Source organism: Myxococcus sp. CA056 (genome assembly GCF_013336715.1).
GTDB classification, from domain to species: Bacteria; Myxococcota; Myxococcia; order Myxococcales; family Myxococcaceae; genus Myxococcus; species Myxococcus llanfairpwllgwyngyllgogerychwyrndrobwllllantysiliogogogochensis.
This window is the reverse complement of the sequence record NZ_JABUMT010000001.1, coordinates 465,909-489,160: the sequence shown is the minus strand read 5'-3', so window position 1 is coordinate 489,160 and position 23,252 is coordinate 465,909. Positions and strand designations below refer to the sequence as shown.

At 70.2% G+C, this 23,252-nt stretch carries 20 protein-coding genes; 12 read left to right on the top strand and 8 right to left on the bottom strand.

Annotated features, from left to right (window positions below):
• Nucleotides 1-188 precede the first annotated feature (188 nt).
• Nucleotides 189-3,455, bottom strand: coding sequence for an aldo/keto reductase (locus HUA76_RS01965; RefSeq protein ID WP_174459833.1), 3,267 nt, complete (start codon nt 3,453-3,455; stop codon nt 189-191).
• 36 nt (nt 3,456-3,491) lie between these two features.
• Between HUA76_RS01965 and HUA76_RS01960 the strand changes: the two genes are divergently transcribed.
• Nucleotides 3,492-4,124: a hypothetical protein gene (locus HUA76_RS01960; RefSeq protein WP_174459832.1), complete on the top strand. Its 633-nt coding sequence runs from the start codon at nt 3,492-3,494 to the stop codon at nt 4,122-4,124.
• Between the two features lie 67 nt (nt 4,125-4,191).
• Here HUA76_RS01960 and HUA76_RS01955 read toward each other — a convergent pair whose 3' ends face one another.
• The 5 genes from HUA76_RS01955 to HUA76_RS01935 form a co-directional block, all read right to left on the bottom strand.
• Nucleotides 4,192-4,809 (bottom strand): hypothetical protein, encoded by a 618-nt coding sequence (locus HUA76_RS01955; RefSeq protein WP_141640934.1) that lies wholly within the window; start codon nt 4,807-4,809, stop codon nt 4,192-4,194.
• 167 nt (nt 4,810-4,976) lie between these two features.
• Nucleotides 4,977-6,041 carry an esterase family protein gene (locus HUA76_RS01950; protein WP_174454426.1) on the bottom strand — a complete coding sequence of 355 codons (1,065 nt, stop codon included), beginning with the start codon at nt 6,039-6,041 and terminating at the stop codon, nt 4,977-4,979.
• Nucleotides 6,042-6,148: 107 nt separating this feature from the next.
• A complete protein-coding gene (locus HUA76_RS01945; protein WP_174459831.1) occupies nt 6,149-8,128 on the bottom strand; it encodes a hypothetical protein in 1,980 nt (659 codons plus the stop codon).
• 180 nt (nt 8,129-8,308) lie between these two features.
• Nucleotides 8,309-9,217 (bottom strand): TIGR01777 family oxidoreductase, encoded by a 909-nt coding sequence (locus HUA76_RS01940; RefSeq protein ID WP_174459830.1) that lies wholly within the window; start codon nt 9,215-9,217, stop codon nt 8,309-8,311.
• Entirely contained in the window at nt 9,214-9,591 is a 378-nt protein-coding gene (locus HUA76_RS01935) for a hypothetical protein (RefSeq protein WP_246137697.1), read from the bottom strand. The genes HUA76_RS01940 and HUA76_RS01935 overlap by 4 nt, the downstream gene beginning before the upstream one ends.
• Before the next feature lie 310 nt (nt 9,592-9,901).
• Here HUA76_RS01935 and HUA76_RS01930 point away from each other — a divergent pair, with 310 nt between their 5' ends.
• The 11 genes from HUA76_RS01930 to HUA76_RS01880 all read left to right on the top strand — a co-directional run bounded on the left by HUA76_RS01930 (nt 9,902) and on the right by HUA76_RS01880 (nt 20,596).
• Complete coding sequence (locus HUA76_RS01930) at nt 9,902-10,987, top strand: polyprenyl synthetase family protein (protein ID WP_141647704.1); 1,086 nt, start codon at nt 9,902-9,904, stop codon at nt 10,985-10,987.
• Nucleotides 10,988-10,994: 7 nt separating this feature from the next.
• A complete protein-coding gene (locus tag HUA76_RS01925) occupies nt 10,995-12,542 on the top strand; it encodes an NAD(P)/FAD-dependent oxidoreductase (protein ID WP_174459829.1) in 1,548 nt (515 codons plus the stop codon).
• Nucleotides 12,539-13,555, top strand: coding sequence for a phytoene/squalene synthase family protein (locus tag HUA76_RS01920; protein ID WP_174459828.1), 1,017 nt, complete (start codon nt 12,539-12,541; stop codon nt 13,553-13,555). Before HUA76_RS01925 ends, HUA76_RS01920 begins: the two co-directional genes overlap by 4 nt.
• 102 nt (nt 13,556-13,657) lie before the next feature.
• The gene (locus HUA76_RS01915; RefSeq protein WP_174459827.1) at nt 13,658-15,115 is read left to right on the top strand and encodes an NAD(P)/FAD-dependent oxidoreductase; all 1,458 of its coding nucleotides are present in this window, start codon (nt 13,658-13,660) and stop codon (nt 15,113-15,115) included.
• Nucleotides 15,112-16,038: a carotenoid 1,2-hydratase gene (locus tag HUA76_RS01910; protein ID WP_174459826.1), complete on the top strand. Its 927-nt coding sequence runs from the start codon at nt 15,112-15,114 to the stop codon at nt 16,036-16,038. Before HUA76_RS01915 ends, HUA76_RS01910 begins: the two co-directional genes overlap by 4 nt.
• Nucleotides 16,035-17,411, top strand: coding sequence for a glycosyltransferase (locus tag HUA76_RS01905; protein ID WP_254613963.1), 1,377 nt, complete (start codon nt 16,035-16,037; stop codon nt 17,409-17,411). Before HUA76_RS01910 ends, HUA76_RS01905 begins: the two co-directional genes overlap by 4 nt.
• On the top strand, nt 17,408-17,794 hold the full coding sequence (locus HUA76_RS01900; RefSeq protein WP_141647699.1) for a lycopene cyclase domain-containing protein: 387 nt from the start codon (nt 17,408-17,410) through the stop codon (nt 17,792-17,794). Before HUA76_RS01905 ends, HUA76_RS01900 begins: the two co-directional genes overlap by 4 nt.
• Entirely contained in the window at nt 17,791-18,147 is a 357-nt protein-coding gene (locus HUA76_RS01895; protein ID WP_141647698.1) for a lycopene cyclase domain-containing protein, read from the top strand. The genes HUA76_RS01900 and HUA76_RS01895 overlap by 4 nt, the downstream gene beginning before the upstream one ends.
• Nucleotides 18,144-18,821: a lysophospholipid acyltransferase family protein gene (locus tag HUA76_RS01890; RefSeq protein WP_174454433.1), complete on the top strand. Its 678-nt coding sequence runs from the start codon at nt 18,144-18,146 to the stop codon at nt 18,819-18,821. Before HUA76_RS01895 ends, HUA76_RS01890 begins: the two co-directional genes overlap by 4 nt.
• A complete protein-coding gene (locus tag HUA76_RS01885) occupies nt 18,818-19,684 on the top strand; it encodes a MerR family transcriptional regulator (RefSeq protein WP_174459825.1) in 867 nt (288 codons plus the stop codon). The genes HUA76_RS01890 and HUA76_RS01885 overlap by 4 nt, the downstream gene beginning before the upstream one ends.
• A 12-nt stretch (nt 19,685-19,696) precedes the next feature.
• A complete protein-coding gene (locus HUA76_RS01880; RefSeq protein WP_174459824.1) occupies nt 19,697-20,596 on the top strand; it encodes a MerR family transcriptional regulator in 900 nt (299 codons plus the stop codon).
• On the opposite strand, the gene HUA76_RS01875 is transcribed toward HUA76_RS01880, so the two are convergent.
• A complete protein-coding gene (locus HUA76_RS01875; RefSeq protein ID WP_174459823.1) occupies nt 20,556-21,635 on the bottom strand; it encodes an oxidoreductase in 1,080 nt (359 codons plus the stop codon). The two genes, HUA76_RS01880 and HUA76_RS01875, sit on opposite strands and share 41 nt — an antisense overlap.
• 32 nt (nt 21,636-21,667) lie before the next feature.
• Nucleotides 21,668-23,161 carry an ADYC domain-containing protein gene (locus HUA76_RS01870; protein ID WP_174459822.1) on the bottom strand — a complete coding sequence of 498 codons (1,494 nt, stop codon included), beginning with the start codon at nt 23,159-23,161 and terminating at the stop codon, nt 21,668-21,670.
• Nucleotides 23,162-23,252: the final 91 nt, after the last annotated feature.

Sequence of the window (23,252 nt, the reverse complement as noted above, 5' to 3'; positions counted from 1 at the left end):
GGGAACCACGAGCTCCTGGGGACGCCGCCACCTGCACGGCAGAGGCGGACGAGGTCGGGGAAGCCCGCCAGGCGGACCTCGTACCGCGTCGTCCTTCAATGGGTGTCATCGGCAGCCGCGACGTGACATCGCGGACGAAAGGCTGGCTGCACGCGGCCCCAGGAGCGGAGCGAAGCTCACCACATCCTTCACGTTGAAGAAAGGTCGTCGAACTCCGCGAGCCCATCTTCTTCCAGTAGTGCGAGCAGGGCTTCCCGAGGCCCTCCGGGCGCACGACGCACCAGGGTGTCGAGCTGTCGCCCTTGTGCTCGCACGCGCTCGCCGTGGGCGAGCATGGCGGACAGGGCATCTGGCTCCATCCAGGGGCGGGACAGCACGTCGAGGTTGTGCAGCAGCTCGCGGCGGTTGCGTGGCGCGGTGAGGCTCGCGCTGACGCCGGGTTGGGAGAGCGAGTAGCGGTAGCAGTCCACCGCGGAGGGGAGGGTGGTGTCCTGGGGTGCGCCGGGGACGGGGCGCAGGAGTCGGCCGTAGCAGGTGGTGGTGAAGGTGAGCACGCCGGTGCCCTGGCGCTGGGCCTCGGGGAGGAGCGCGGCCTCGGCGCCCGGGTGCGCGGCGCTGTGGCGGGTCATCACGACGGGCCAGGGCTGTCGCGCGAGTGCGGCGCGGGCGAGGTCTCGCAGGTGCGTGGAGAAGCCGAAGGCGCGCAGTTTGCCTTCGGTGCGCAGGCGCTCCAACGCGGAGTAGTCCTCGTCGGAGAGTCGCTCGGGGGCGCGGACCCAGAAGAGGAGGAAGACGTCGAGCCAGGAGGTGCGCAGGCGCCGCAGCGCGGACTCCACGTCGCGACGGATGGCGCCTGGGCCCGAGTGGTAGGTGCCCGCGACGATGACGGAGCGCTCGCGAGGGCCGCGACCGCTGCGCAGGAACTGGGTCAATGCGGCGTAGCGGGGTTCCCAGAAGAACGTGTTGATGCCGGCCTCATGCGCCTCGAAGAAGGGCTCGCGCGTGGTGAGGTGCGCGCCCGAGAGGACGAGCGGCGAGACGTTCAGGCCCGTGCGGCCCAGGGAGCGGGACGAGGCTCGCGGCGGAGGCGCTGGGCGCGGGGATGGGGTGGTCCGCTGACGCGGGGCGGAGGTGGGGCGGAGACGCGCGAGCTCGGGCTCGGCGGTGAAGCGCGCATCGGGGAAGGTGAGCGACAGCGCTTGCAGATGGGTGACGACGCGAGAGGGCTCGGCGTGGGCGAGCAGGGCGTCACGGAGTCGGGCGAAGGCGTTGTCATCCGCGCGGCGCAAGCGCCAGGTCCATGCGGCAATGCGCAGGTCCGTGTCGCTGTCGGGAGCGGGCTGGCGTGGTGGCACTGCCTGTCGCGTGTCGCGTGTGTCGAGTCGCTCCAGTGGCGAGGCGGGCACTGTGTGGAACTTGTTGGGAGGGCTGTCCGACTCGACGCCTCGCTCCAGTATCGAGGCCTCGGGTGTGGGCAACTTGTCGTGAACGGCTTGGAGCGGTGGAATGTCCGGCCGCGCGTTGGGCGCAGCGGTAGCCGACAATCCCAGCAGGGACTCCAGTCGTGCATCGAGTGTGTCGCAGTCTTCCAGCGGAGAGGCCGCAGCCGTGCGGACCATCAGCTCGGTGTCGCGCGACAGGCGCAGCAGGGCGCGCAGCTCCGCGTCACCGTTCTCGGGACGTAGCTGCTCGGCGGCGCGGGCTCGTATCCACGGGTCGGGAGAGAGGGCGCAACCGAGCGCGAGGGTGGACTGGAACGAAGGGTCCTCCGATGCGAGCGCGCGCCCGTGCGAGAGGGCGAGCTGCAACGCCATGCGCCGCACGCTCGGGTCTGAGTCCGCGAGGCAGACCTGGGCAGCGCTGTCGAAGTCGAGCACGGCGGCGCGCAGCCACGGGTCCTCGTGGGACTCGGCGTGCTGTCGCTCGGTCTCCGTGAGCCAATCCAGGGACGCGAGGGCTTGCAGTGCCACCGCGCGCACGGAGGGGTCCTCGTCTTGAGAGGCGTGGAGGAGTGGCTCGGAGGCTTCCAGGTACGCGGCGGCTGTCGCGACGGCCCGCCGCTCTCGGGGAGAGGTAGCGCGCGGCGCGAAGGCCACCAGCGCCGAGGCGAAGTCCTGGACGGCGGCGGTGGACCGGGGCCGGCGCTCCCATGCGCCGATGACCTCTGCGCGCACGGCGGTGTCCTCGTCGTCGAGAGCCTTCAACACGAGGCTTCGACTGTCCGGGTCGAATACGAGCGCGGAGAGCGCCGCGCGGCGGATGGCGGCCTCGGGGTGACTCGCCAGCGTGCGCACCCGAACGAGGAGTGTCTCGTGTCCCTGTTTCACCGCGACACGCGCGGCCCAGGCCAGTGAGCCCGGACGAGGGAGCGCCGCGAGGACGCGGGTCGCGAGGTCGACCTCGTCCACGTTGAGACGCTCCAGCAACGCGCGCGCTTCGTCCTGTGCGTGTGGTACGCGCGGCTCGTCCAACCAGTGCATCGCGAGGCGCAGCGCTTCCGAGTCCTTGCGCTCGAGGAGTCGCCGACGCGCGAGAACGCGAAGAGGTTCGTGCGGATCTCCCAGCCACTCCACCAGCTCCCGCGCGGAGAGGGACCCGGCGGGTCGAGCCTCCAGTCTCGCGGTGGTGACCGCCGGGTCCTCACTGGTGAGCCCTGCTTCCATCTCCGTGGATGCGGTCGCGTGAGAGTGCTCTGGCGGGCTGGGTGGACCCTCGCTGCTGACCTGACCACCTGATTGCGGAAGCGCCGTCGATGCAGTCGTGTCGCCTGCGCCCGTGTCCTCGGTCCGGGAGTTCGCCGCGGTTCCCACGGCGACGCGCTGCCGTGTCGCGGAGCCCTCTGCTTCAAACGGACGAGGACCCGCTTCACCCGAAGCCACGGCGCGCCACTCGGTCTCAAGCCACGCCACCGCCGAGCGCATCGGACCGTGGGCCTGTTCCCCCGCCTCCGCGGCCCGACGCACCTGTTGCCGCAGGTCCTCGTGCTCCGCTCCCAGCCACGCCAACGCCTGCACCGCCGCATGACGCACGCGCCAGAACGGGTCTTCCAGCGCGGCGAGCAACACCCCCACCGCACCCGTGCCCGCGACGGAGGCCGAGGCCCGCACCATCGCCCGTCGCACCCACCACACGGACTCCTGCCGCACCGCTCGCGCCGCGTGAGGCAGCAGCGCCTCCGCGCCCAATCGCGCCAGCGCCCGCCACGTCCTGTTCCGCACCATCGGCATCGGGTCGTCGAGCGCTTCGAGCAGCGCGGAAACGAAGCGCCCATCCCGCGCATCACCGAGCCGCCGCGCCGCGATGGCCCGGACCTCCGCGTCCTCATCCGTGAGCAGCGCCTGCCTCAGCGCGTAGCGCCCCACCAGCTCGGAGGCATCGACCGCGCTCGCCGCCTCGCGCCGCACCGTGACGTCCTCATCGAGCAACCGCACGGTGGCCAGGTCCAGTTCGAGCATCGCCAGGGACTCTAGGCGCCCTGCTACACTGCGGACATGCCCGACATGCTGGCCATCATCAGCAAGGCGATTTTCGAGAAGGAGGCCACCGGCCTCTCACCCGGCCAGGTGTTGCCGACGGACCGTTACCGCAGCCAGAGCAGGCACCTGTCCCCGCTCGAAGACGGTGGACGCCTCTTCCTCGTTACGGTGCGCCCGCCCAACGAGTCCCTCTGGCTCGTCGCCGTGCTGGAGGGCCTGTCCTCCGATGACGAGGGCTGGGTCGGTCGGAAGAACCGCATCCCCATCACCGACGTCACGTCCGCCATTCCCACGCTGCGCTTCGAATCAGGCAAGGGCCTCCAGGCCGCGAAGGGCGCGCTGGGCATGTCCCTCCAGACGCCTCGCGTCCTCACCTCGACGGACGCGGAGCTCCTGCTCGCGAGCGCGGGAGGTGGCCCCATCAACTTCACCGCGCATCAGGAACACTCCGCGCTGCCCTGCCTGTGCAAGCAGTGCTTCCCCCGAAGCCCCGAGCGCGCGGAGGCCCAGGGCATGCGCTTCGTCCGCGCCCAGGTGGAGACGAGTGGCCGGCTGCTCTACTACTGGCTGCCCGAGGAACTCGCCGGTGACGCGCGCGCCGTCGCCCAGGCCGTTCGAGGCGCGCTCATCGGGCGGCTCGGCGCCTGACACACGTCCACCGTCTCCATGGGCGACTCACCCATGGCGCGAACATTGGTGGAACGTCAGTGGGAAGCTACGGCTTGCTCGGGCCCGCGTCCGACGTGGACAGCTCGGAGCCGATCTGCTGCCACTCCTGGGCGTAGGCGCCCCGGGTGAAGGTGCGCAGGTCGTCGCTCGTCACGGTGCCTCGCGCCATCGCGGTGTCGAGCGCGCGGACGACGGCGGCGCGGTGCGGCTGCTCCACGTAGGGATTGCCCTCGCGGAACACCTCGCCAAACAGCGACTCCAGCCGGCCGTCCTGCTTCAGCCGCTCCACGATTCGCGCCTGCGAGGCGGGCTCGTCCGCGTGCGCATGCAGCATCGCGGAGGCGAGGCCACCCTGGGCGTCGGCATCGGGGAACTCGGAGAGCAGCTCCAGCTCCGCGTCCGCTCCGGCGATGGCCGAAGCCTCCGAGGCGGCGGGCGCCAGCGCGGCGTTGATGGCCGGCGTGGCGCGCGGTGTCGGACGACGGTCCGGCTCGAAGTCGCTGCGTCCCTGGAACGGCCTCACTGCTTGGTGTGCTGGGAGGTCCTTTTTTCCGGGGCTCTGCTGCGCGCCCTTGGAGGCGGAGTCCGGCCGCTCCGTGCTGGAGCGCTCCGAGACGGAGCTCTTCGGCGAGGACGAACGGTTGCCACCATCAATGCGCGACATGAGTGCGCTCCAGGAAGACTGCGAGCCGGTGCGGGCATGGCTCCGGGAAGTCTCAAGGAAGTTATCGGACGCCCCCGGCGCCAGTTGCGTCCAGTGCAAAGGTGAGGTGGCACACGCGCGAGTGCAGCGCTGATGACCGCCAGAAGACACTTGAAGAAGCGCAGCAACTACCGGCGCTTGGCCGCGGGCCGCGGGGGAAACAGCCACTCCAGCCCACGCACCACGTCATCCCGCCAGGCCGGGTAATTGTGCCCGCCGCTGTACTCCCGGTACTCGACCCGGTGTCCCGTGGCCTTCAGCAAGGGCCCCAGTCGCTGGTTGCCCTCCAGGAGCACCTCGAAGCGCCCGCAGCTCATCCACACCTCCAGCGGGCGCCGGGGCACGTGCCGCGCCAGATCGAACACGACGAACTCGTGGTTTTCCACGATGAACGCCCCCGACTGCGACAGCACCCGCCCGAAGGTCTCCGGCGCGCGCAGCCCGATGAAGAGCGACATCAGCCCGCCCAGCGACGAGCCCAGCACCCCATGCACCCCCGGGTTGTGTCTTTCGTCCACCAACGAAAGGTGTTCCCGCGCCAGGGGCAGCACCTTCCACAGCAGCAGGGCCACGGTGTACTCGCTGCACGCGTACTCCACGCCGCGCGTCAGGCCGCCGTTGGAGACGAGCGCGAGGGCGACGGGCTGCATGCGGCCGTCGGCGACCAGCGTGTCCACCAGCTCCGGCAGGCGCACGCGGCGCAGGTAGTCGTCTCCGTCGAGCACGACGAGGAGCGGCACCGGCTCTCGCGTCGGCGGGGCGTACAGGTGCACGGTGCGCTGTCCATCCAGGCCCACGTCGGACATGTCCACGCGGTGGCGGGTGACGCGGCCGCGCGGCACGCCCCGGGGGCGTCGCAGGGGCAGCGAGGGCCCGCCGTCGGGCATGTAGAAGGCGTGGTTGACGTCGCCGAAGCCGTTGTCGGAGACGCGGGTGTTGAAGTCGTCCTTCAGCCGTTGGCCGTGCGCATCGAAGAGGGCGTATTCGACATAGGCGTCGCGGGGCAGCGCCAGCGAGCGCGTCCACAGGCCGGGGGCCACGCGCTCCAGCGCAAGCGGCTCGCCCCTCCAGTCCTGGAAGTCACCCTGGACGAAGACGGGGCCTCGCCCACGCCACACGAAGGTGGCCGTGTCTCCGATGATGACGGGTGTCCCCTCGGCGCGCGCTCTTGCTTCCAGCTCCTTGGCGTCCATCCCGTGTCGCTCCCTGGTGGGTCCAGGGAGCGCGTTCTAGCGCGAGACGGCCACGCGGGCGCGCGCCGTGCTCCGGAGTGTGTGGTGGCCCCGGAGCGCGGGTGGACTCAGCCGACGTTGTCGCGGTGGCGGGCCTGGATGTCACCCGGGAGCGGCTTGCCGGGGACGTGCAGGGGGCCCAGGTCCTCCGCGAGACCGCCGAGCCCTCGCGGGGCGTTCTTGGTCAACGTCAGGATTTCGGCGACCTCGGCCGGGTCCTTCGCGTTGGCGAGCTTCTGGACGAACTCGAACTGGTTCGTCGCCATCTTTCCCGAGTGGCTCTCCCACCGGGACTTGAAGTCGCGGGCGCGATCGGCGAGCTCGGTGAGCTGGTCTCCGGAGAACGTCAGCTCGATGTCCTTCTTCTTGTCGAAGTCGTGCTGGTCGACGTTGTACTGCTGCGCGAACGTGTACTCGGCGCCGCCGGACAGGCCCTCCATGAACATCTTGTATTCGAACTTGTCCTTGTCGAAGACCTCCTTGCCGTCCTTGTCGAAGCTGCGCTTGTAGTCGAGCCGCGTGCCGTCCGCGTCCTTGGTCTCCAGCACCGTGTCCCGCGAGCCATCACCCTTGGTGGTGATGGTGATGCTGCCGCCGTTCTCGGGGACGGCCTGGAACTCCTTGCTGAGGGGGCCCAGCTCCAGCTTCACCTTGGCGTCCGAGGAGAGCTCCAGCTTGTCGACGGTGGCGGAGTCGGAGACGCCCGCGCCGTCCTTCTCCGGCAGCTGCTTCGTCTTCGCGAACTGCTCGAAGGCGTCCTTGCCCTCCTTCGTGTTCACGTCGAACGTGGCGGTGCGCATCTTGTAGTCGGTCAGCTCGGTGCTCCCGTTGAGGGAGACCGTGGCGCCCGCCGCGCCGACGCTGACGGAGGCCCCGCTCTTGATGAGGTCGGTGGGGCCCGCCGTCACGGTGACCTGGCCCTTGTCATCCTTCGAGGTCTCGAAGGAGACGCCACGGCCCTTCTGGATTTCCTCGCCGAGGCCCAGGTCGACGCCCTTCACGTCCACGCTGCCGTTGTAGGAGAAGCCCTTGAGCTCGGCGGCGTCCATCTTCACCGAGGCGCCGTTCGGAATCGTCTCCGGCTTGAGCGGATGCGGCGGCGCGATTTTGCCCTGCTTCAGCTTCTCGAAGTCCTCGTCCTTCATCTTCACTTCGTATGTCTGGGTGTTCGCGCGGGAGACGCCTCCGCCCACGGTCACCTTCTTCATGTCCAGCTCGGCGTTCGCGCCCACCGACATCTCCGCGGAGAGCTCCACGGTGGTGTAGCCGTCCGCCTTCTTGACCTTCTTGTCGAGCTCCGCGCTGAACTCCAGGCCCACCGAGCCGTTCTTTCCCACCGGCACCGTGAGGGGCGGAAGGGGGAGGGAGCCGGTGGGAGCGTTGGCGGCGTCGGGGGCCTGCGAGGGAATGGTCGGGTCGGCGACCATCATCTTCTGCAGCTCGGGTGACACCTTCCCGTCGCTCAGTGCCTGGGCCCGCTCGGGCGAGCCGGCCTCGGTGGCCAGAATCTTCGCGGCGGTGGTGCCCGGGATGGAGCCAGCCTCGGAGTAGTGCGGCTGCTCCTTGAGGTAGCTCTTCATGTCCTCGTAGCTCTTGCCGTTGCTCGGGTCGAGCACGCGCTCACCCTGCCGCACGACGACGTGGCCCGCCTGGCCCTCGGCGCCCGTGCGCGAGTCCTTGAGGAACACCAGGTCCGAGCGGCCCTGCAGCTCCGGCGAACTCTTGCTGACGAAGTCCGCGGCCTTGTCCAGGCAGTTGACCTTGCTGTCCTGGCTGTTCTCCGTGAACAGCGAGGTCGCCGGCGCGGAGCCCTTTCCATCCAGGTTCAGCGTGTTCTTCGCGCCCGCGGCCTCGAAGGTCGACTCGTCCTTCTTGGCTTCCTGCGCCTGGCGCGCGGCCTCGGCGGCCTGACGCGCGGCCTCGGCGGCCTGGCGCGCTGCTTCCGCCGCACGGCGCGCCGCCTCTTCCGCCGCGCGTCGAGCCGCTGCCTCCGCCGCGCGTTGTGCCGCTTCGGACGAACCACCACTGCCTACTCGTTCCACAGTCATCGTCGACTCCTCGAGCCTGAAGGGGGGTGTGGGAAGGCTCAAGTCATGTTGTCTTCTGAATTCTCAGGAGTCGATGTCTGAAGTTGCGCGCGCGTCCCCTTCGGCTCGCGGATGCTTGAAACACACACACCGGGTACATGTGCGCAAGGCGTCAGGTGACGCCTCGGTACGAACAATCGTTCATGCGAGCAGGTGTTTCAGCGCGGCCTCCAGCTCCGGGAAGCGGAAGGTGAAGCCCGACTCCCGCGCGCGCTCGGGCAGCACCCGCTGGCCCTCCAAGACGACCTTCGCCATCTCCCCCATGGCCGCCTTCACCACGAACGCGGGGATGTGCATCACCGAAGGGCGGCCCAGCGCATGTCCCAGCGCATGGGCGAAGGCCGCGTTCGTCACGGGCTCCGGGGCCGTCGCGTTCACCGGGCCGTCTTCCAGGGTCGCGTGCTCCAGCGCGAAGCGCAGCAGCGCCTGGGCGTCCTCGCGGTGAATCCAGCTCACGTACTGCCGGCCGCTGCCCACCGGTCCCCCCGCGCCCATGCGAAAGGGGGGCAGCATCTTGTGCAGCGCGCCGCCGTCCGGGTGGAGCACCACGCCCATCCGCACCACCACCGTGCCGATGCCCGCCCCGCGCGCGCCCCACGCCTCCGCTTCCCAATCCACACACACGCGCGCCAGGAAGTCGTCCCCCGGCGGGCTCTGCTCCGTCAGCGGCTCCGCTTCGCGCGTGCCTCCGTAGTAGCCAATGGCCGACGTGGACACGAAGCGCTTCACCGTGCCCGCCGCCTTCATCGCCTCCACCAGCGTGCGAGTGCCCTGCACCCGGCTGTCATGGATGCGCTGCTTCGCATCCCGGCTCCACCGCTGCGCCACCGGCTCGCCGGCCAGATGGATGACCGCGTCCGCGCCCGCCAGCGCCTCCGGAGCCAGCGCCGTCCGCCCGTCGAAGGGCGCCCCCGTCACCCCCGGAGGCAGCTTCTCCAGCGCCCGGGCCACGTCCCGCGTCAGCACATGCACGCCATGGCCCTGGCTCAACAAACCCTGGACAAGCCCCGTGCCGAGAAAGCCCGTGGCCCCGGTGACGGCCACCTTCATGGCGCGGCCTCCGGGGCCTTGGGGGCCGCGGGCGTGTTGAGGTCCACCCCCACCAGCTGGCTGAGCGCGGAGAAGAACGCCACCTGCTCCTCCGGTTTCATCTTCCCGGAATGCCGGTAGACCAGGGCGCCCTGGGCATCCAGGAGGAGGATGTTGGAGGTCTTCATTGGCAGGCCCCAGGGCGGCGCGCCCAGCGTCCCGTCCATATCCACCAGGATGGGCACGCCCACCTTCTTCTCCTCGTCCCGCACGTAGGACAGCGCAATCTGTCGAGCGGGAAAGAAGTCGAACTTCCTCAGATTCGCCACCGCCACCACCCAGGCGGAGCCCAAGAGATTCCGCTCCTTGCCGCGCGCGAAGAGCTCTTCCTTCATCCCCGCGTTGAGCGTCGTGGAGTCCTTGTCCTCATAAAACAGAATTACCGGTTTTCCGCGCCAGCGAGAGAGGCGGACCTCATCTCCGCTGGAACTCCGTAACGTGGCGTCGAGCGGGCCGTCTGCTGGGCTGGAAGCCAACGCGCCCTGCGTGAGCAGGGCCGCCGCCAGTGTGCTTGTGATCCACATCCTCATGAGGTGACCCCCGGTGGACAAGGTTCTTACAAACCCTGTACATAGCCTTGACAAGCCCTCGACGCAAACGCTACGTCTGGGGGGCAGGAACGTCCTGAATCTGGAGGATCACCCCATGGCACTCCCGCGTCCCGCTGCGCAGCCGTTGCCGGGCGAGGTCCCCCTGGAGCAGGCGTGGCTGGGGCTGGTGCACGCGGAGGTGGAGGCGTCGCTGTCGGAGCTGTTCGAGCTGCCGGACGAGGCGGGCCTGGACGCGCGGTGGACGCGGGCGCTGGAGGAGGCGCGGCTGTACGCGCTGCGGCCCGCGAAGCGGGTGCGGCCGGCGCTGGTGATGGCGGGGCACTGTCTGGCGAAGGGCACGCCGGTGGTGCCCTCGGAGCTGTGGCGCTTCGCCGCGGGGCTGGAGCTGCTCCACACCTTCCTCCTGATTCATGACGACGTGGCGGACCGCGCGGTGCTGCGGCGCGGGAGCGCGGCGTTGCACCACCTGCTGGCGCCGGGCCGGACGGGCGAGGACCTGGCGGTGGTGGTGGGCGACCACCTCTTCGCGCGAGCGCTGGAGGCGATGCTGGAGTCGGAGCTGCCGGGCGTGGCGAAGGTCGTCCGCTACTACCTGTCGGTGTGCCGGCACACGGCGGCGGGCCAGTACCTGGACCTGTCGCTGGAGCGCGCGCCGCTGTCGGAGGTGTCGCTGTTCCAGGTGCTGCGCGTGGCCTATCTCAAGACGGCGCGCTACGGCTTCTGCGCGCCGCTGGTGTGTGGCGCGATGCTGGGCGGCGCGAGCCCCGCGCTGCTGGAGGGGTTGGAGCGCGTGGGCCGCCAGGTGGGGCTCGCCTATCAGCTCCGCGATGACCTCATCGGCCTCTTCGGTGACTCCAGCGTGGCGGGCAAGTCGTCGGATGGCGACTTCACCCAAGGCAAGCGGACCTTCCCGGTGCTCGCGGCCTTCGCGCGCGCCACGCCCGAGGGACGTGAGGAACTGGAGGCGCTCTGGGCCCTGCCGGAGTGTGAGAAGGACACGGTGGCCCTGGCGCGTGCTCGCGCCTTGGTGGAGGCGCATGGCGGCCGTGCCGCGTGCGAGCGGATGGTGGAGCGCGCCTCTCGCGCGGCTCGCCGCACCCTCCAGTCGTTGCCCAACCCCAACGGCGTGAGGGATTTGATGGACGCCCTCATCGCGCGGCTCGCGCATCGCGCGGCCTGAGGAACACATGAGCCCGCGGACACAAGGCAGACGTGTGGTGGTGGTGGGCGCCGGTGTTGGAGGTCTGGCCGCCGCGGCGCGACTGGCGCACCAGGGCTTCGACGTCCAGGTCGTCGAGAAGACGGTAGGACCCGGAGGGCGCTGCAACCGGCTGCGGGTGGATGGCTTCTCCTGGGACATCGGTCCCACCATCGTGCTGATGCCGGAGGTGTTCGAGGAGACCTTCCGCGCGCTCGGCCGCCGAATCGAGGACTACCTGACGTTGCTCAAGTGCGACCCGAACTACCGGGTGCACTTCCGGGACGGCTCGGACGTGACGTTCACCTCCGAGCTGTGCGCCATGGGGCGCGAGCTGGAGCGGGTGGAGCCCGGCAGCTACGCGCGCTACCTCGCCTTCCTGGCCCAGGGGCGTGTCCAGTACCGCACCAGCCTGGACCATCTGGTGGGCCGCAACTACGCGGGCATCACCGACTACCTGTCCCCGCGCGTGCTGGCCCGCATCTTCCAGGTGCGCGCCCACCGGCGCATGTACCCGGACGTCAGCCGCTTCTTCCGCGATGACCGGCTGCGCGCGGCGATGACCTTCCAGACGATGTACCTGGGCGTGTCGCCCTTCGAGTCGCCCGCCGTCTACGGCCTGTTGCCCTTCACCGAGCTGGGCGTGGGCATCTGGTTTCCCAAGGGCGGGCTGTACGCCATTCCGCAGGCGCTGGAGCGGGTGGCCATCGAGGAGGGCGTGCGCTTCCATTACGGCACACCGGTGGAGCGCATCCTCACGGACGGCGGCCGCACCACCGGAGTCCGACTGGAGGGCGGCGAGGTGCTGGAGGCGGACGCGGTGCTGTGCAACGCGGACCTGCCCTACGCGTACGAGAAGCTGCTGGACCCCCAGGCCACCACGCTCAAGCGCCGCGAGTCGCTGCGCTACACCTCCAGCGGCTACATGCTCTACCTGGGCATGCGCCGGAAAATCCCGGGGCTGTTGCATCACAATGTCATCTTCGGCCGCGACTACCGGGGCTCGTTCGAGGACATCTTCAAGCGCTTCCGCGTGCCGGAGGACCCGAGCTTCTACGTGAATGCGCCCACGCGCACGGACGCGTCGCTGGCGCCCGAGGGCAAGGATTCGCTCTACGTGTTGGTGCCCGTGCCGCACCAGCACCCGTCGCTGGACTGGAAGACGGAGGGGCCGGCGCTGCGCGCCAAGGTCTTCGCGCGCCTGGCGGAGCTGGGCTTCCCGCGCCTGGAGTCGGACATCGAGGTGGAGCGCGTCTTCACGCCGGACGACTGGGCGGGGACCTTCAACCTGGCGCGAGGCAGTGCCTTCGGCCTGGCGCAGAACTTCCTCCAGATTGGTCCGTTCCGTCCGGCCAACCAGGACGCGAAGGTGAAGAACCTCTTCTTCGTCGGGGCCTCCACGCAGCCGGGCACGGGGCTGCCCACGGTGCTCATCTCCGCGCGGCTCGTCACCGAGCGACTGGGAGACTGGGCGCGCCAGCAGGGCGTGAAGCTGGCGCCGCGCGCGGCCCCGGTGAAGGTGGCGGAGGCGGCATGAGCGTGTCCGACGAAAGGGCGCTGGTGCGCCGGGGATACTGGCTGGCCCGGCGGGTGACGCGTCACCACGCCAAGAGCTTCTTCTTCGCCTCCTATCTGTTGTTCGGCCAGCGTCGGAAGGCGGCGTTCGCGCTGTATGCGTTCTGCCGACGGCTGGATGACCTGGTGGATGAGGCCGGCTCCGGGATGGAGGAGTTGTCCGTGCGACTGGGGCGGGCGCGGCGCATGGTGGCGGAGCTGTATGTGCCCATGCCGGAGCTGGCGTCGCGGGAGCTGGGGCCGCCGGGTGGGCGGTTGGAGGGCGCGGCGGCGCGCTCGCCGTGGGACGCGGGAGAGTTCGCCGCGCTGGCGCACACGGTGCGCCACTACCGGATTCCTGAGCAGCCCTTCCAGGACCTCATCTCCGGCATGGAGATGGACCTGACGAAGCACCGCTACGACACGTTTGAGGAATTGGACCTCTACTGCTACCGCGTGGCGGGCGTGGTGGGGCTGATGCTGACGCCGGTGCTGGGGTGCTCGGACGAGGGCGCGCTGCAACCGGCGGCGGACCTGGGCCGGGGCATGCAGCTCACCAACATCCTGCGCGACGTGCGCGAGGACCTGGAGCGGGGGCGGGTGTATCTGCCCTCCCAGGAGCTGGCGTCCTTCGGGTTGTCGGAGGACGACTTGCGGCAGGGGAAGGTGGACGCGCGGTGGCGTGACTTCATGCGCTTCCAGGTGGAGCGCGCGCGGACGTACTACGCGCGCGCGGCGCGGGGCGTGCCGTCGCTCACGGGCTTTGGCAGTCAGCGGATGGTGCGGCTGATGGGCGCCATCTACGGCGACATCCTCCGTGACATCGAGGCGCGCGACTACGACGTGTTCAGCGCGCGGGCGTATGTGACGACGCGCCGCAAGCTGTCGCTGGCCGCCGCGGCCTTCATCCGACCCAAGTCCGTGTTGCCCTCGCTTCCGGGCGAGCCGCGAGTGCCACTGCTGCCGAGCGAAGTGGGGGGACAGCGCCATGGGTGACGCGTGTGCGAAGGCCGGCTCGAGGTCGCTTGAGCGCGGGGGTCGATGGAGGAGCGCGAGTGTCCTCCAGGACACCGAGGTGGCGTGGCGAAGGCGGGGGCCATGAGCACGACGCGTGTCGCGGTGGTCGGCGGAGGAATTGGGGGCCTCACCGCCGCGGGTCTGCTGGCGAAGGAAGGCCACGCGGTGACGCTCTTCGAGGGCGGGGCCTCACTGGGTGGCAAGGCGCAGGCCGTCACCGTGGATGGCGTGACGCTGGACACGGGCCCGACGTTGCTGACGTTGCCGGACCTGGTGCGTGGGACGTTCGAGCAACTGGGCGCGCTCGACCTGATGCCGCCCCTCACCGAGCTGGAGCCGCAGTGCTCCTACCGCTTCGGGGATGGGTGCGCCTTCACCGCGTACAAGGACATGGACCGCACCGCGGACAGCGCCGCCGACGTGAAGCCGGTGGAGCGCAGGGGCATCCGCGGCTTCTACGCGGAGGCCGCCGCCATCTGGGGCGCGGCGGGTGAGCCGTACCTGGAGGCGCCCTTCGAGGGCATGGCCGGGTTCATGGGGCGCGTGGCTCGCCGGGGGATTGGCGCGGTGATGGCGGGCATGCAGTTGTCGTCCCTGCACGGGCTGGCGGTGAAGCACCTGCGCACCGAGCACCTCCAGCAGTACGTGGGCCGCTTCGCCACCTACGCGGGCGCGTCTCCCTACGAGGCGAGCGCGGCCTTCGCGCTGATTCCGCACATTGAGCGCGCGTACGGCGTCCACCATGCGCGGGGCGGCGTGGGCGCGCTGGTGAACGCGTTGGGACAGGCGGTGCGCAGGCTCGGCGTCACGGTGCATCTCCAGACGCGCGCCCGCTTCGCGCACACGCGCGATGGCTACCGCGTGGGACCTGGTGAGGACGCCGCGTGCTTCGACAGCGTGGTGGTGAACGCGGACCCGATGGAGTCCCTGAGTCGTGGAGAGGAGCCGTTGGCGCTCTCCGGCTTCGTGTTGTTGCTGGAGGTGGAGGGGCGTCCCGCGCTGCCCCACCACGCGGTGCTCTTCGGGAGGGACTACCGGCGCGAGTTCGACGAACTGTTCAGCGGGCAGCTCGCGTCGGACCCGACGGTGTACTTCTGCAACCCGTCCGCCACGGATGCCACCATGGCGCCTCCGGGACGCACGGGTCTGTTCGTCATGGTGAACGCGCCGCCTTTGCCCGTGGATGCCGCGGAGGCGGACGTGGCGACGCGTGCCTGGGAGCTTCAGGCCGAGCAGGTGAAGGCGCAGATGTTCGAGAAGCTCGTCGCGCACTTCCCGGAGCTGAAGGGTCGCGTGCGAGTCATCGGCCAGCGCTCGCCGGTGGACCTGGCCGCGCAGGGGGCACCGGGTGGGTCCATCTACGGCTTCCTGCCGCACGGCAAGCTGGGGCCGTTTCGTCGTCCGCGCATCCGGGGCAACACGCCGGGCCTGTTCTTCGCGGGAGGAGGGACGCACCCGGGTGGGGGCGTGCCCCTGGTGATGCTGTCCGGCCGTTTCGCCGCGGAGATGGCCTCCGTGCACCTGCGGAGGGGCGAATGAACACCTTGCGAGACATTCCCGCGCTGCCCATCGAGGCGGGGGCCTATCGCTGGTTCTACGCGGACGTGACGGCGGGGCCCTACAGCGCGGTGTGTATCTTCATGCTGGGCTCGCTGTTCTCCCCGCGTTATTCGGTGGCGGCGCGACGGGGCGGCCGGCCCATGGAGCACAGCGCGGTGAACTTCGCGCTGTACCACGAGGGTGTGCGCCGCCTGTGGGTGTTGAGCGAGTACTCTCGCGCGGAGGTGGAGTCGGCGGGGCGGTTGCGGATTGGACGCTCGACGCTGACGTATGGAGAGGGCGGAACGGTGCGCATGGACGTGGAGGACTGGACGGCGCCCTGGGGTCGGCCCGTGAGTGCGCGCCTCACCCTGGAGCCGCTGACGCCGGTGGGCGAGGTGGTGCGGTTGATGCCGGAGCTTCCGCACTACTGGCAGGCCCTGGCGCCTCGAGCGCGTGCGCGACTGGAAGTGTCGTCGCTCGGCGTGAAGGCGGAGGGGTTGGGCTACCACGACACGAACCACGGTGAGGAGTTGCTGGGCGAGCGGCTCGCGGGCTGGCACTGGGCGCGCACGCATCGCGGGGATGCGACGACGGTGGTGGACTACCACCTGCCGGATGGTGTGGCGCCGCTGCGGATGACGGCGTGCGAGCAGAGCGTGCGTTGTGAGCGGGGGCCGGGGCCGCAGACGCGTCCCACTGTCATCACGGGCTGGGGCCTGCGCGTGCCCACGCGTTTGCAGACGGGCAATGTGGAAGTGGGTGAGGCACGGCTTCTGGAGTCCTCGCCGTTCTATGCGCGGCTGGAGGCTCGCAAGGGCGCACTGGACTGCATGGGTGAGGTGGCGGACTTCCGCCGCTTCCACTCGCCCTTCATCCGCTGGATGGCGCACTTCCGGACGCGGCTGGGGACGGCGGCATGAACGCGCCCGTCCTCCTGTGTCTGGGCTGGGCCGTGCTCGCGACGGGCTTCAGTGGCGTCGCGCTTGCGCGCCTGCTGCGCGTGCGCAGAGGCGGCTCGTTCATGGGGGCACGGCCAGCGCAGGGGCTCCGCGGTTCGATGGAGACGTCCTCGCTTCGGAGCACGGAGCAGTCCGCAGCGGTCCTGCGTGCTCAGCCCGCGCGGAGTCACCTGCATTCAGAGGATGTGCTCGCACCTCGGGATGAGGAGCCGCCCACCGAGGACCTGCGCCCTCAATCAGCGAAGAGTCCCCTTCATCCTGAAGAGGCGCTCGCGCTTCGGAGCCAGGACGTGCCTGTCGAGTCCCCGCGCACCACTCCTTCGGTGCTGCTCCTGCGCCCGGTCGATGCGCCTACGCCTCGAGAGCTGGAGAACCTGGCGCTGCCCATCGAGTACGCAGGCGCGCTGGAGCAGGTGGTCGTGTCTCCCTATCGGCCTCGGCTCGCGCCCGGCGTGCGCTGGCTGCCGAGCGACCCGCTCACCCCCAACCGCAAGGTGGGCCATCTTCTCTATGCTTTGGAGACGCTCCCCACCGAGGGCCGCGTGGTCCTCTCCGTCGACGCCGATGTCGCGGTGACCGGCGCGCTGGTGGAGGGACTCGTGGCTCCTCTGGTCCGAGGTGCCGCGCTGAGCACGGCCGCCCCCACACCCGTGGACGTGCGTGACGGAGCCGGCCGCGCCATGGCCGGATTGCTGCGCTACACGCACCACAGCTTCCTCGCGCTGCACGCGATGAGCGCGGGCGCGAAGGCCGTGTGTGGCAAGGCCCTGGGCCTCTCCCCCGAAGCCATGGAATCGCTCAAGTCCCTGGCCGACCACATCGGCGAGGACCTGGAGCTGTCGAAGCGCCTGCATGCCCGCGGTCTGGACGTCGCGCTGAGCGACGCGCCCGCGGTGGTTCCCCTGGGCGACATCGGCGCTTGGGAAGTCCCACTGTCCCGCTTCACCCGCTGGATGCGCGTGCTGGCCAGTCACCGCCCCGCGCTGTACCCCACGGTGCCGCTGCTGTTCACTCCCACCGTGCCACTGGTGTTGCTGGCGGCGCTTCTGGGCTCGCCCGTGCTGTCGCTCGCGGTGGTGTCGCTCGTGGGTGTGCGCTCGCTGCTGGCGCTCCGACTCGCGGTGCTCGGCGCGCCTCGCGCGGCGGGTGTTCGCGACGCGAGCCTGGGACATGCGCTGACGGACTGGCTCCTGGGTGAGATGTTGTTGCTGACGGCCTTCGTCATCTCCCTGGGTCGCCAGGGGATGGTGACCTGGCGGGGGCGCACGTACGCGCTGCTGCCGGGAGGCCGCATGGTCCGGGTGTCGCCGGAGCTGACGGGAGGACCTGGATGACCTACGCGCGTTTCCTCGGGCTGTTCGTCGTACTGCCCATCTTCTTTCTGCTGTGGCGCTACCGCCGCACCTTCACGGCCCGAAGCCTGGCGCCCATGGGCCTGCTGCTCGTGGTCGTCTACGCGGCGACGTCACCCTGGGACAACCTGGCGGTGAAGTGGGGCCTGTGGGGCTTCGATGAGACCCGCATCTGGGGCATCAAGCTGGGCTACCTGCCACTGGAGGAGTACCTGTTCTTCGGCCTCCAGACGCTGCTGGTGGGACTGTGGGCCCGGGCCCGGCTCGCCCGCGCGCTGGCTCGGCCCGTGACGACACCGGCGTCGGCTGCGGAGTCCACGGTTTCCTCCGAGCGAGCCCTGTCCCCGAGCGAGGTGTCCTCATGATGGATTCGCGCTGGGCCTACCTCATCCATCTGGTTGGCTGGACGCTGCCGCTCATCGTGTTCCAGACGGTGGTGCTGGTGCGCCACTACAAGGAACGCTCCGGCGCGGTGCTGCGCGCGGTGCTGCCGCCCGCGTTCATCATCGGCATCTATCTAGCGGTGGCGGACCACCTGGCCATCTCCACGGGCATCTGGAACTTCGGCGAGGGCCTGCACCTGGGCATCTACGTGGGGCTCGTTCCCCTGGAGGAAGTGCTGTTCTTCCTGCTGACCAGCGTGCTCGTGTCGTTGGGCCTGGCCCTCTTCACGGGGCTGGTGGAGCTCTTGACGAAGAAGGAGGCCGGGGCGTCGTGATTCCCGCCGCCAAGGGAGGCCCCTTCGGGTGGGCGCTGGACGCGTACATCGGGTGGAAGTTCCGCTCGGCGTTCCGGGGCCTGTGGGTGCGCGGTGAGCTGCCCGCCGCCGGCCCTGGGAGGCTGGTGTACCTGAACCACGCCAACTGGTGGGACGGCTTCATGCTGCACCAGCTCTCCCGGGTGGCGGGGTGGGACGCCTACTGCCTGATGGACGAAGAGAACCTGCGCCGCTACCCCTTCCTGGCGCGCATCGGCGCGTTCAGCATCCGCCGCAAGGACGCGGTGTCGTCGGTGGAGTCGCTGCGCTACGCGAAGGACCTCCTGAAGCGTCCGCGCGCGGCGCTGTATGTCTTTCCCGAAGGCGAGCACCGTCCCTTCGGCGAGCTGCCGCTGCGACTGGAGCGCGGCGTGGAGCTGCTGGCGCGCGTGGCCAAGGTGGAGTGCGTGCCCATTGGCGTGCGCTACGCCTTCTTCGAACACGAGCGCCCGGACGTGCTGCTGGAGGTGGGCACGCCGCATCCGCCCGGCTCGCTGGCCGTCTTCCAGCAGGGCCTGGAGTCGGTGGTGCGAAAGCTGGCGGCGGTGACGACGCTGGAGGGCTTCACGCGCAAGGTGTCGGGCGCGCGGGGCGTGGCGGAGAAGTGGGATGCGGCCCGGGGAGTGGGGCCATGATGTTGCGCATCCGCACCATCGCCCGGCTGACGGGCATCCGAGAGGCGACGCTGCGCGCATGGGAGCGGCGCTACGGCTTCCCGCGTCCGATGCGCTCGGAGGGCAACAACTACCGCGTGTATTCGCGCGAGGAAGTGGAGGCCATCCGTCGCGTGGCGCGCCTCATCGAACTGGACGGCCTGGCGGTGAGCGAGGCCATTGCCCAGGTGGTCGCCTCCCCCGTGAAGACGATGCCCCGCGCGGAGCGGCACCAGGAGCGCTTCTGGGCCGCCGTCATACTGCTGGACGGGGACGAGGTCTCGCGCGTGCTGGACGAGGCGCAGGAGGCGATGGACGTGGACACCTACTGCGACGGCTTCCTGATGCCGCTCCTGCGGGAGATGAGCGCGCGGCTGGATGTCGCCCGCGAGCACCTGGCGTCCGGGTACGTCCGCCAGCGGCTGCGGCAGGTGCTGTCGAGCCTGGAGAGCACGGCGAACGGGCCCCGCGCGCTGCTGGCGTGCCCGGCGGGGGACTTCCATGAAGGGGGCCTGCTGGGCCTGGGGGTGCAGCTCAAGCGCAAGGGGTGGCGGGTGACGATGCTGGGGGCGGATACCCCGGCTGACGCGCTGCGTGCCGCGTGCGAGCAGCTCCACCCGGACATGGTGGCGCTGTCCTTCGTGCAGCGGCGCGAAACGGACGAATTCGCAACGCTGTTGTCGGATGCGCTGCGAGCCTGCGCCCCCTCTCCGGTCGTGGTAGGAGGGCCCGGCGCGCGCGAGCACCTGAAAACCACCTTCACACTGGGTGCGCAGTACGCGGAGTCCTCGCAGGAGCTGATTGCCCTCTGGAGCCAGGTGCGAACCGCGCATAGTCGCCCCTGACCCGTATCGCCCATGGCCGAGCGCACCTACCGAATCCACGTCGCCGCGGAGCTGTCAGGGGTTCGGGTGGAGCTCATCCGGGCCTGGGAGCGGCGGTATGGCGTGCTCCAGCCCTTGCGCACGCCCGCGGGCTACCGCGTCTACACCGAGCGGGACGTCGCGCTGCTCAAGCGGCTGAAGAAGCTGACGGACGAGGGCGTGGCCATCAGCGAGGCGGCGAAGCTGCTGCCTCAACTGCTCGAGGAGCTGGACGCCGCGCCCACCGCCACCGAAGACGTCCAGGGCTCCAGCACGGGCCTGGAGTTCTGGCGCGACGCCGCGCTGCTCGCCGCGGAGGCGTATGACCAGGGCGGCGTGTCGGCGGTGGTGGACGAGGTGCTGTCCGCGCTGCCCCCGCTCAAGGCGTTCGAGGGCGTGCTGGCGCCGCTCCAGCGCGAGGTGGGCGAGCGCTGGCACACGGGCGAGCTGTCCGTGGCGCAGGAGCACCTGGTGACGCAGGTGGTGCGCGCCCGGCTGGTGAGCCTGCTGCACGGAGCGCCGGACAGCGGGCGACGCCACGCGGTGCTGGCGTGCTTCCCGGATGAGGAGCACGAGCTGGGGCTCTTGGGCGTGGCGCTGCGCCTGCGCCACGCGGGCTTCCGGGTGACGCTGCTGGGACAGAGGGTACCCGCGCTGGATTTGGGGCGGGCGGTGGCGTCGCTGAAGCCGGAGCTGGTGGGGCTGTCCGCCATCACCAATCACGGCGTGGAGGTGTTCCGCGACACGCTCTCCCAGCTCATCCGGGCGCTGCCGGACGGCGTGCCCGTCTGGGTGGGCGGCGCGGCTGCAGTGGCCCACTCGGACACCGTCGTCCGACTGGGCGCGCGCCTGTTCAGCGACGAGGACGACTGGGTGAAGGTGCTGAAGGAGTAGGCAGCGGCGCCCGCACGCGCTGGAGCATCGCGATGATTCCCGCGTCTCCGACGGCCCACACGCGCTTGCCGGTGAGCGACGCGGACACGGCATGGAAGCCCGTGGACCCCAGCGACTGCCAGCTCCGCGCGCCATCCGCGGACATCTCCGAGCCAGAGGGCCCGACGGTGACGAGCGTGGGCCCTGGCGCGCCGTGGACCTGCGCGACGCAGGAGCGGTAGCCCGCGGGCCTCGCTCCCCCGGGCACGCTCCACGTCTTGCCGCCGTCTCGCGTGAGGGCCAGGTTGCCCGTGGCGTCCGTGGGGAGCTTGTGGTTGCCGCCCACCGCGATGCCGTCGCGCTCGCTCCAGAAGACGAGCGAGAACACGCCGCCGCCCTCTCCCGTGGCCAGGGGCGTGGTCGCGACACTCCACGACTTGCCTCCGTCCGACGTGCGGAGCACGCGCGCCGCCGCGCCCCCCAGGCCGAACCACGCCTGCTTCGGTGCTCGCACGGCGATGCTGGTGCCGCTGGCCGCGAAGCCCGCCTCGCCGGGGAGCGCTGGAGGAAACGCCTGGGCGGGCAGGGGCGTCCAGGTGGCTCCGCCGTCCGAGGTCGCGACCACGAGGAAGCGGCCCTCCACCGGGTCGCTGAAAGCGAGGCCATGCTTCTCGTCCCAGAACGCCATGCCGTCGAAGAACGCGCCCGGCGTCGGGTTGGTGAACTGGAGCGTCCAGTGCTCGCCGCCGTCCACCGTCTTGTAGATGCGGGACTTGTCACCCTCGCCGATGGAGAGCAGATACGCGGTGGTGTCGCTGAAGGCATCCACGTCCCGGAAGTCGAGCGTCTCCGCGCCGGGCACGGTGCCCGCCTTCCACGTCTGACCTCCGTCCGTCGTCCGGACGAAGGTCCCCTTGTCTCCGCTGGCCCAGGCCACGCGTCCGTCGACGGCGCTGACGCCTCGCAGGCGCACGGTGGTGTGGCTGTCCTGGGTCACCCACTTCATCTCCGCGCTCCCCAGTGACAGCAGCGCTGTCAGCCAGATGGCTCCCGTCATCATGCCGCGTCCTCCTCGCGGCCCGGGAGGCTAGCTCAGGGTTGGGGATTGGCGAGCTGCTCGTTGGCCAGGGATTTGTTGAAGACGAGGCTCTTGAAGAGCTGCTTCGCCTCCTCGGCGTTGTCGCAGATGGGTGAGCACTTGTACGCGCCCGCGACGTTGTGCGGGTCCCTGCAGTCGTTGATGACGTGGCCGTTGGAGTCCTCGATGGGCGGCTGGAGCGTCACGCAGCCGGCTTGCAGGTGCTTCCAGCGCCAGTGGCTCAGACACGCCGGGCCGCCCGTGTCCCATCCCGCTTCGAACTGCATGCCCGACGGGCCCGAGCCCTCCGTGGGCGGGGCGATGATGTTCGGCGTCAGCGCGTCCCACGGCTGGATGAGGGTGCCATCCTGGGTGAAGGACGCGCCGCTCCCGCAGTAGTCGGCGCGAGCCATCCGGGTGCAGGCCCAGTGGGTCTTCGTCACCACGCCGGGGTTCGCGCCATCCAGCCACGGCTTGTAGCCCCAGCGGTAGCACTTGGCGAGCACGCCCGGGTCGCACGCGAGCGTGAAGGCGTTGGTGCTCTCCTCGCGCTCACCCGCCTTCGAGAAGAGGCCCTCCAGGGGGAGCGTCCACGCCCAGCCCACGGCGGGGTCCGCGCCTGTCTGGCACAGGTCGATGGGCGACCCGCTGGTGGGCCTTATCTGCAAGCGATAGAGGAAGGTGTCGCCGCTGACGTCCCAGATGCCGGGTGACTCGGGGATGGTGACGTTGGCCGCGTTGGTCGCGTCCTTGACTTCCAGGACGGTGCCGTAGCCGGACGGCGACGAGCTCAGCATCCGCGCGCCGATGAGCTGCTCACCCCTCAGGTCCTTCACCGTCACCGGGAAGCGGCCGGCGGTGGAGCGCAGCGTCACGCTCGCGCTCTGCGTCGTCGTATAGGGGCCCGTCAGCACGGTGAAGATGCCGCTCTTGGGGCAGGTGAACTTCACGGCGGGGCAACTGGACGTGCTGCACTGAAGGTCGGGCCCCGCCGTCCCCACGCCCGAGCCCAGGTAGCCCGTGCGCTCGAACTCGCAGGGGCTCTCCCCCGAGCAGACGCGCAGGATGGGGCGGCCCGTGCAGCTCCCCGGTGCTCCCGAGCATTCGCCGCTGGAGACGGTGACCAGCGTGTTCGGCGAGCAGGTGCCCTGGCCCTCGACGCTGAAGCCACAGGTTCGGTCGGCGCCTGTTCCACGCAGGAGGCACGGGACCAGGCTGGGCGTGGCGCCCGTCACCGACAGGTTGATTCGGGCGACCAGCTCACCCTTGTAGATGCGCAGCGTCGCCGCGCGGCGGACGCCGTCGTGCAGCACGGACGCTCCCGTGTAGGCGGCGGACGGGATGTGCGAACCGTGGAGCTGCGTGCCCTGGGAATGGGAGTCGTCGTTTCCAGCGGAGAAGGCCTGGGACTCCAGGGGAGGCGTCGCGTCCTCGGGGGCCAGCGGCCCGCATGCGGCGAGGAGACAGAGACAGAAACTGGGTAATAACAGTCGCGAGATGGCGCTCATGTGAGGGACCTCGGTTTCGTTCAAGGCAGACCCAGGTCCCTAGAGCATGTCGTATGCCACGGACACGTCCGCGCACACCTTGGGGGGAGGG

Bases quoted from the DNA above. Each gene is read 5' to 3' on its own strand.
- HUA76_RS01965 (WP_174459833.1), bottom strand. From the start codon at position 3,455: ATGCTCGAACTGGACCTGGCCACCGTGCGGTTGCTCGATGAGGACGTC.
- HUA76_RS01960 (WP_174459832.1), top strand. From the start codon at position 3,492: ATGCCCGACATGCTGGCCATCATCAGCAAGGCGATTTTCGAGAAGGAG.
- HUA76_RS01955 (WP_141640934.1), bottom strand. From the start codon at position 4,809: ATGTCGCGCATTGATGGTGGCAACCGTTCGTCCTCGCCGAAGAGCTCC.
- HUA76_RS01950 (WP_174454426.1), bottom strand. From the start codon at position 6,041: ATGGACGCCAAGGAGCTGGAAGCAAGAGCGCGCGCCGAGGGGACACCC.
- HUA76_RS01945 (WP_174459831.1), bottom strand. From the start codon at position 8,128: ATGACTGTGGAACGAGTAGGCAGTGGTGGTTCGTCCGAAGCGGCACAA.
- HUA76_RS01940 (WP_174459830.1), bottom strand. From the start codon at position 9,217: ATGAAGGTGGCCGTCACCGGGGCCACGGGCTTTCTCGGCACGGGGCTT.
- HUA76_RS01935 (WP_246137697.1), bottom strand. From the start codon at position 9,591: ATGAAGGAAGAGCTCTTCGCGCGCGGCAAGGAGCGGAATCTCTTGGGC.
- HUA76_RS01930 (WP_141647704.1), top strand. From the start codon at position 9,902: ATGGCACTCCCGCGTCCCGCTGCGCAGCCGTTGCCGGGCGAGGTCCCC.
- HUA76_RS01925 (WP_174459829.1), top strand. From the start codon at position 10,995: ATGAGCCCGCGGACACAAGGCAGACGTGTGGTGGTGGTGGGCGCCGGT.
- HUA76_RS01920 (WP_174459828.1), top strand. From the start codon at position 12,539: ATGAGCGTGTCCGACGAAAGGGCGCTGGTGCGCCGGGGATACTGGCTG.
- HUA76_RS01915 (WP_174459827.1), top strand. From the start codon at position 13,658: ATGAGCACGACGCGTGTCGCGGTGGTCGGCGGAGGAATTGGGGGCCTC.
- HUA76_RS01910 (WP_174459826.1), top strand. From the start codon at position 15,112: ATGAACACCTTGCGAGACATTCCCGCGCTGCCCATCGAGGCGGGGGCC.
- HUA76_RS01905 (WP_254613963.1), top strand. From the start codon at position 16,035: ATGAACGCGCCCGTCCTCCTGTGTCTGGGCTGGGCCGTGCTCGCGACG.
- HUA76_RS01900 (WP_141647699.1), top strand. From the start codon at position 17,408: ATGACCTACGCGCGTTTCCTCGGGCTGTTCGTCGTACTGCCCATCTTC.
- HUA76_RS01895 (WP_141647698.1), top strand. From the start codon at position 17,791: ATGATGGATTCGCGCTGGGCCTACCTCATCCATCTGGTTGGCTGGACG.
- HUA76_RS01885 (WP_174459825.1), top strand. From the start codon at position 18,818: ATGATGTTGCGCATCCGCACCATCGCCCGGCTGACGGGCATCCGAGAG.
- HUA76_RS01880 (WP_174459824.1), top strand. From the start codon at position 19,697: ATGGCCGAGCGCACCTACCGAATCCACGTCGCCGCGGAGCTGTCAGGG.
- HUA76_RS01875 (WP_174459823.1), bottom strand. From the start codon at position 21,635: ATGATGACGGGAGCCATCTGGCTGACAGCGCTGCTGTCACTGGGGAGC.
- HUA76_RS01870 (WP_174459822.1), bottom strand. From the start codon at position 23,161: ATGAGCGCCATCTCGCGACTGTTATTACCCAGTTTCTGTCTCTGTCTC.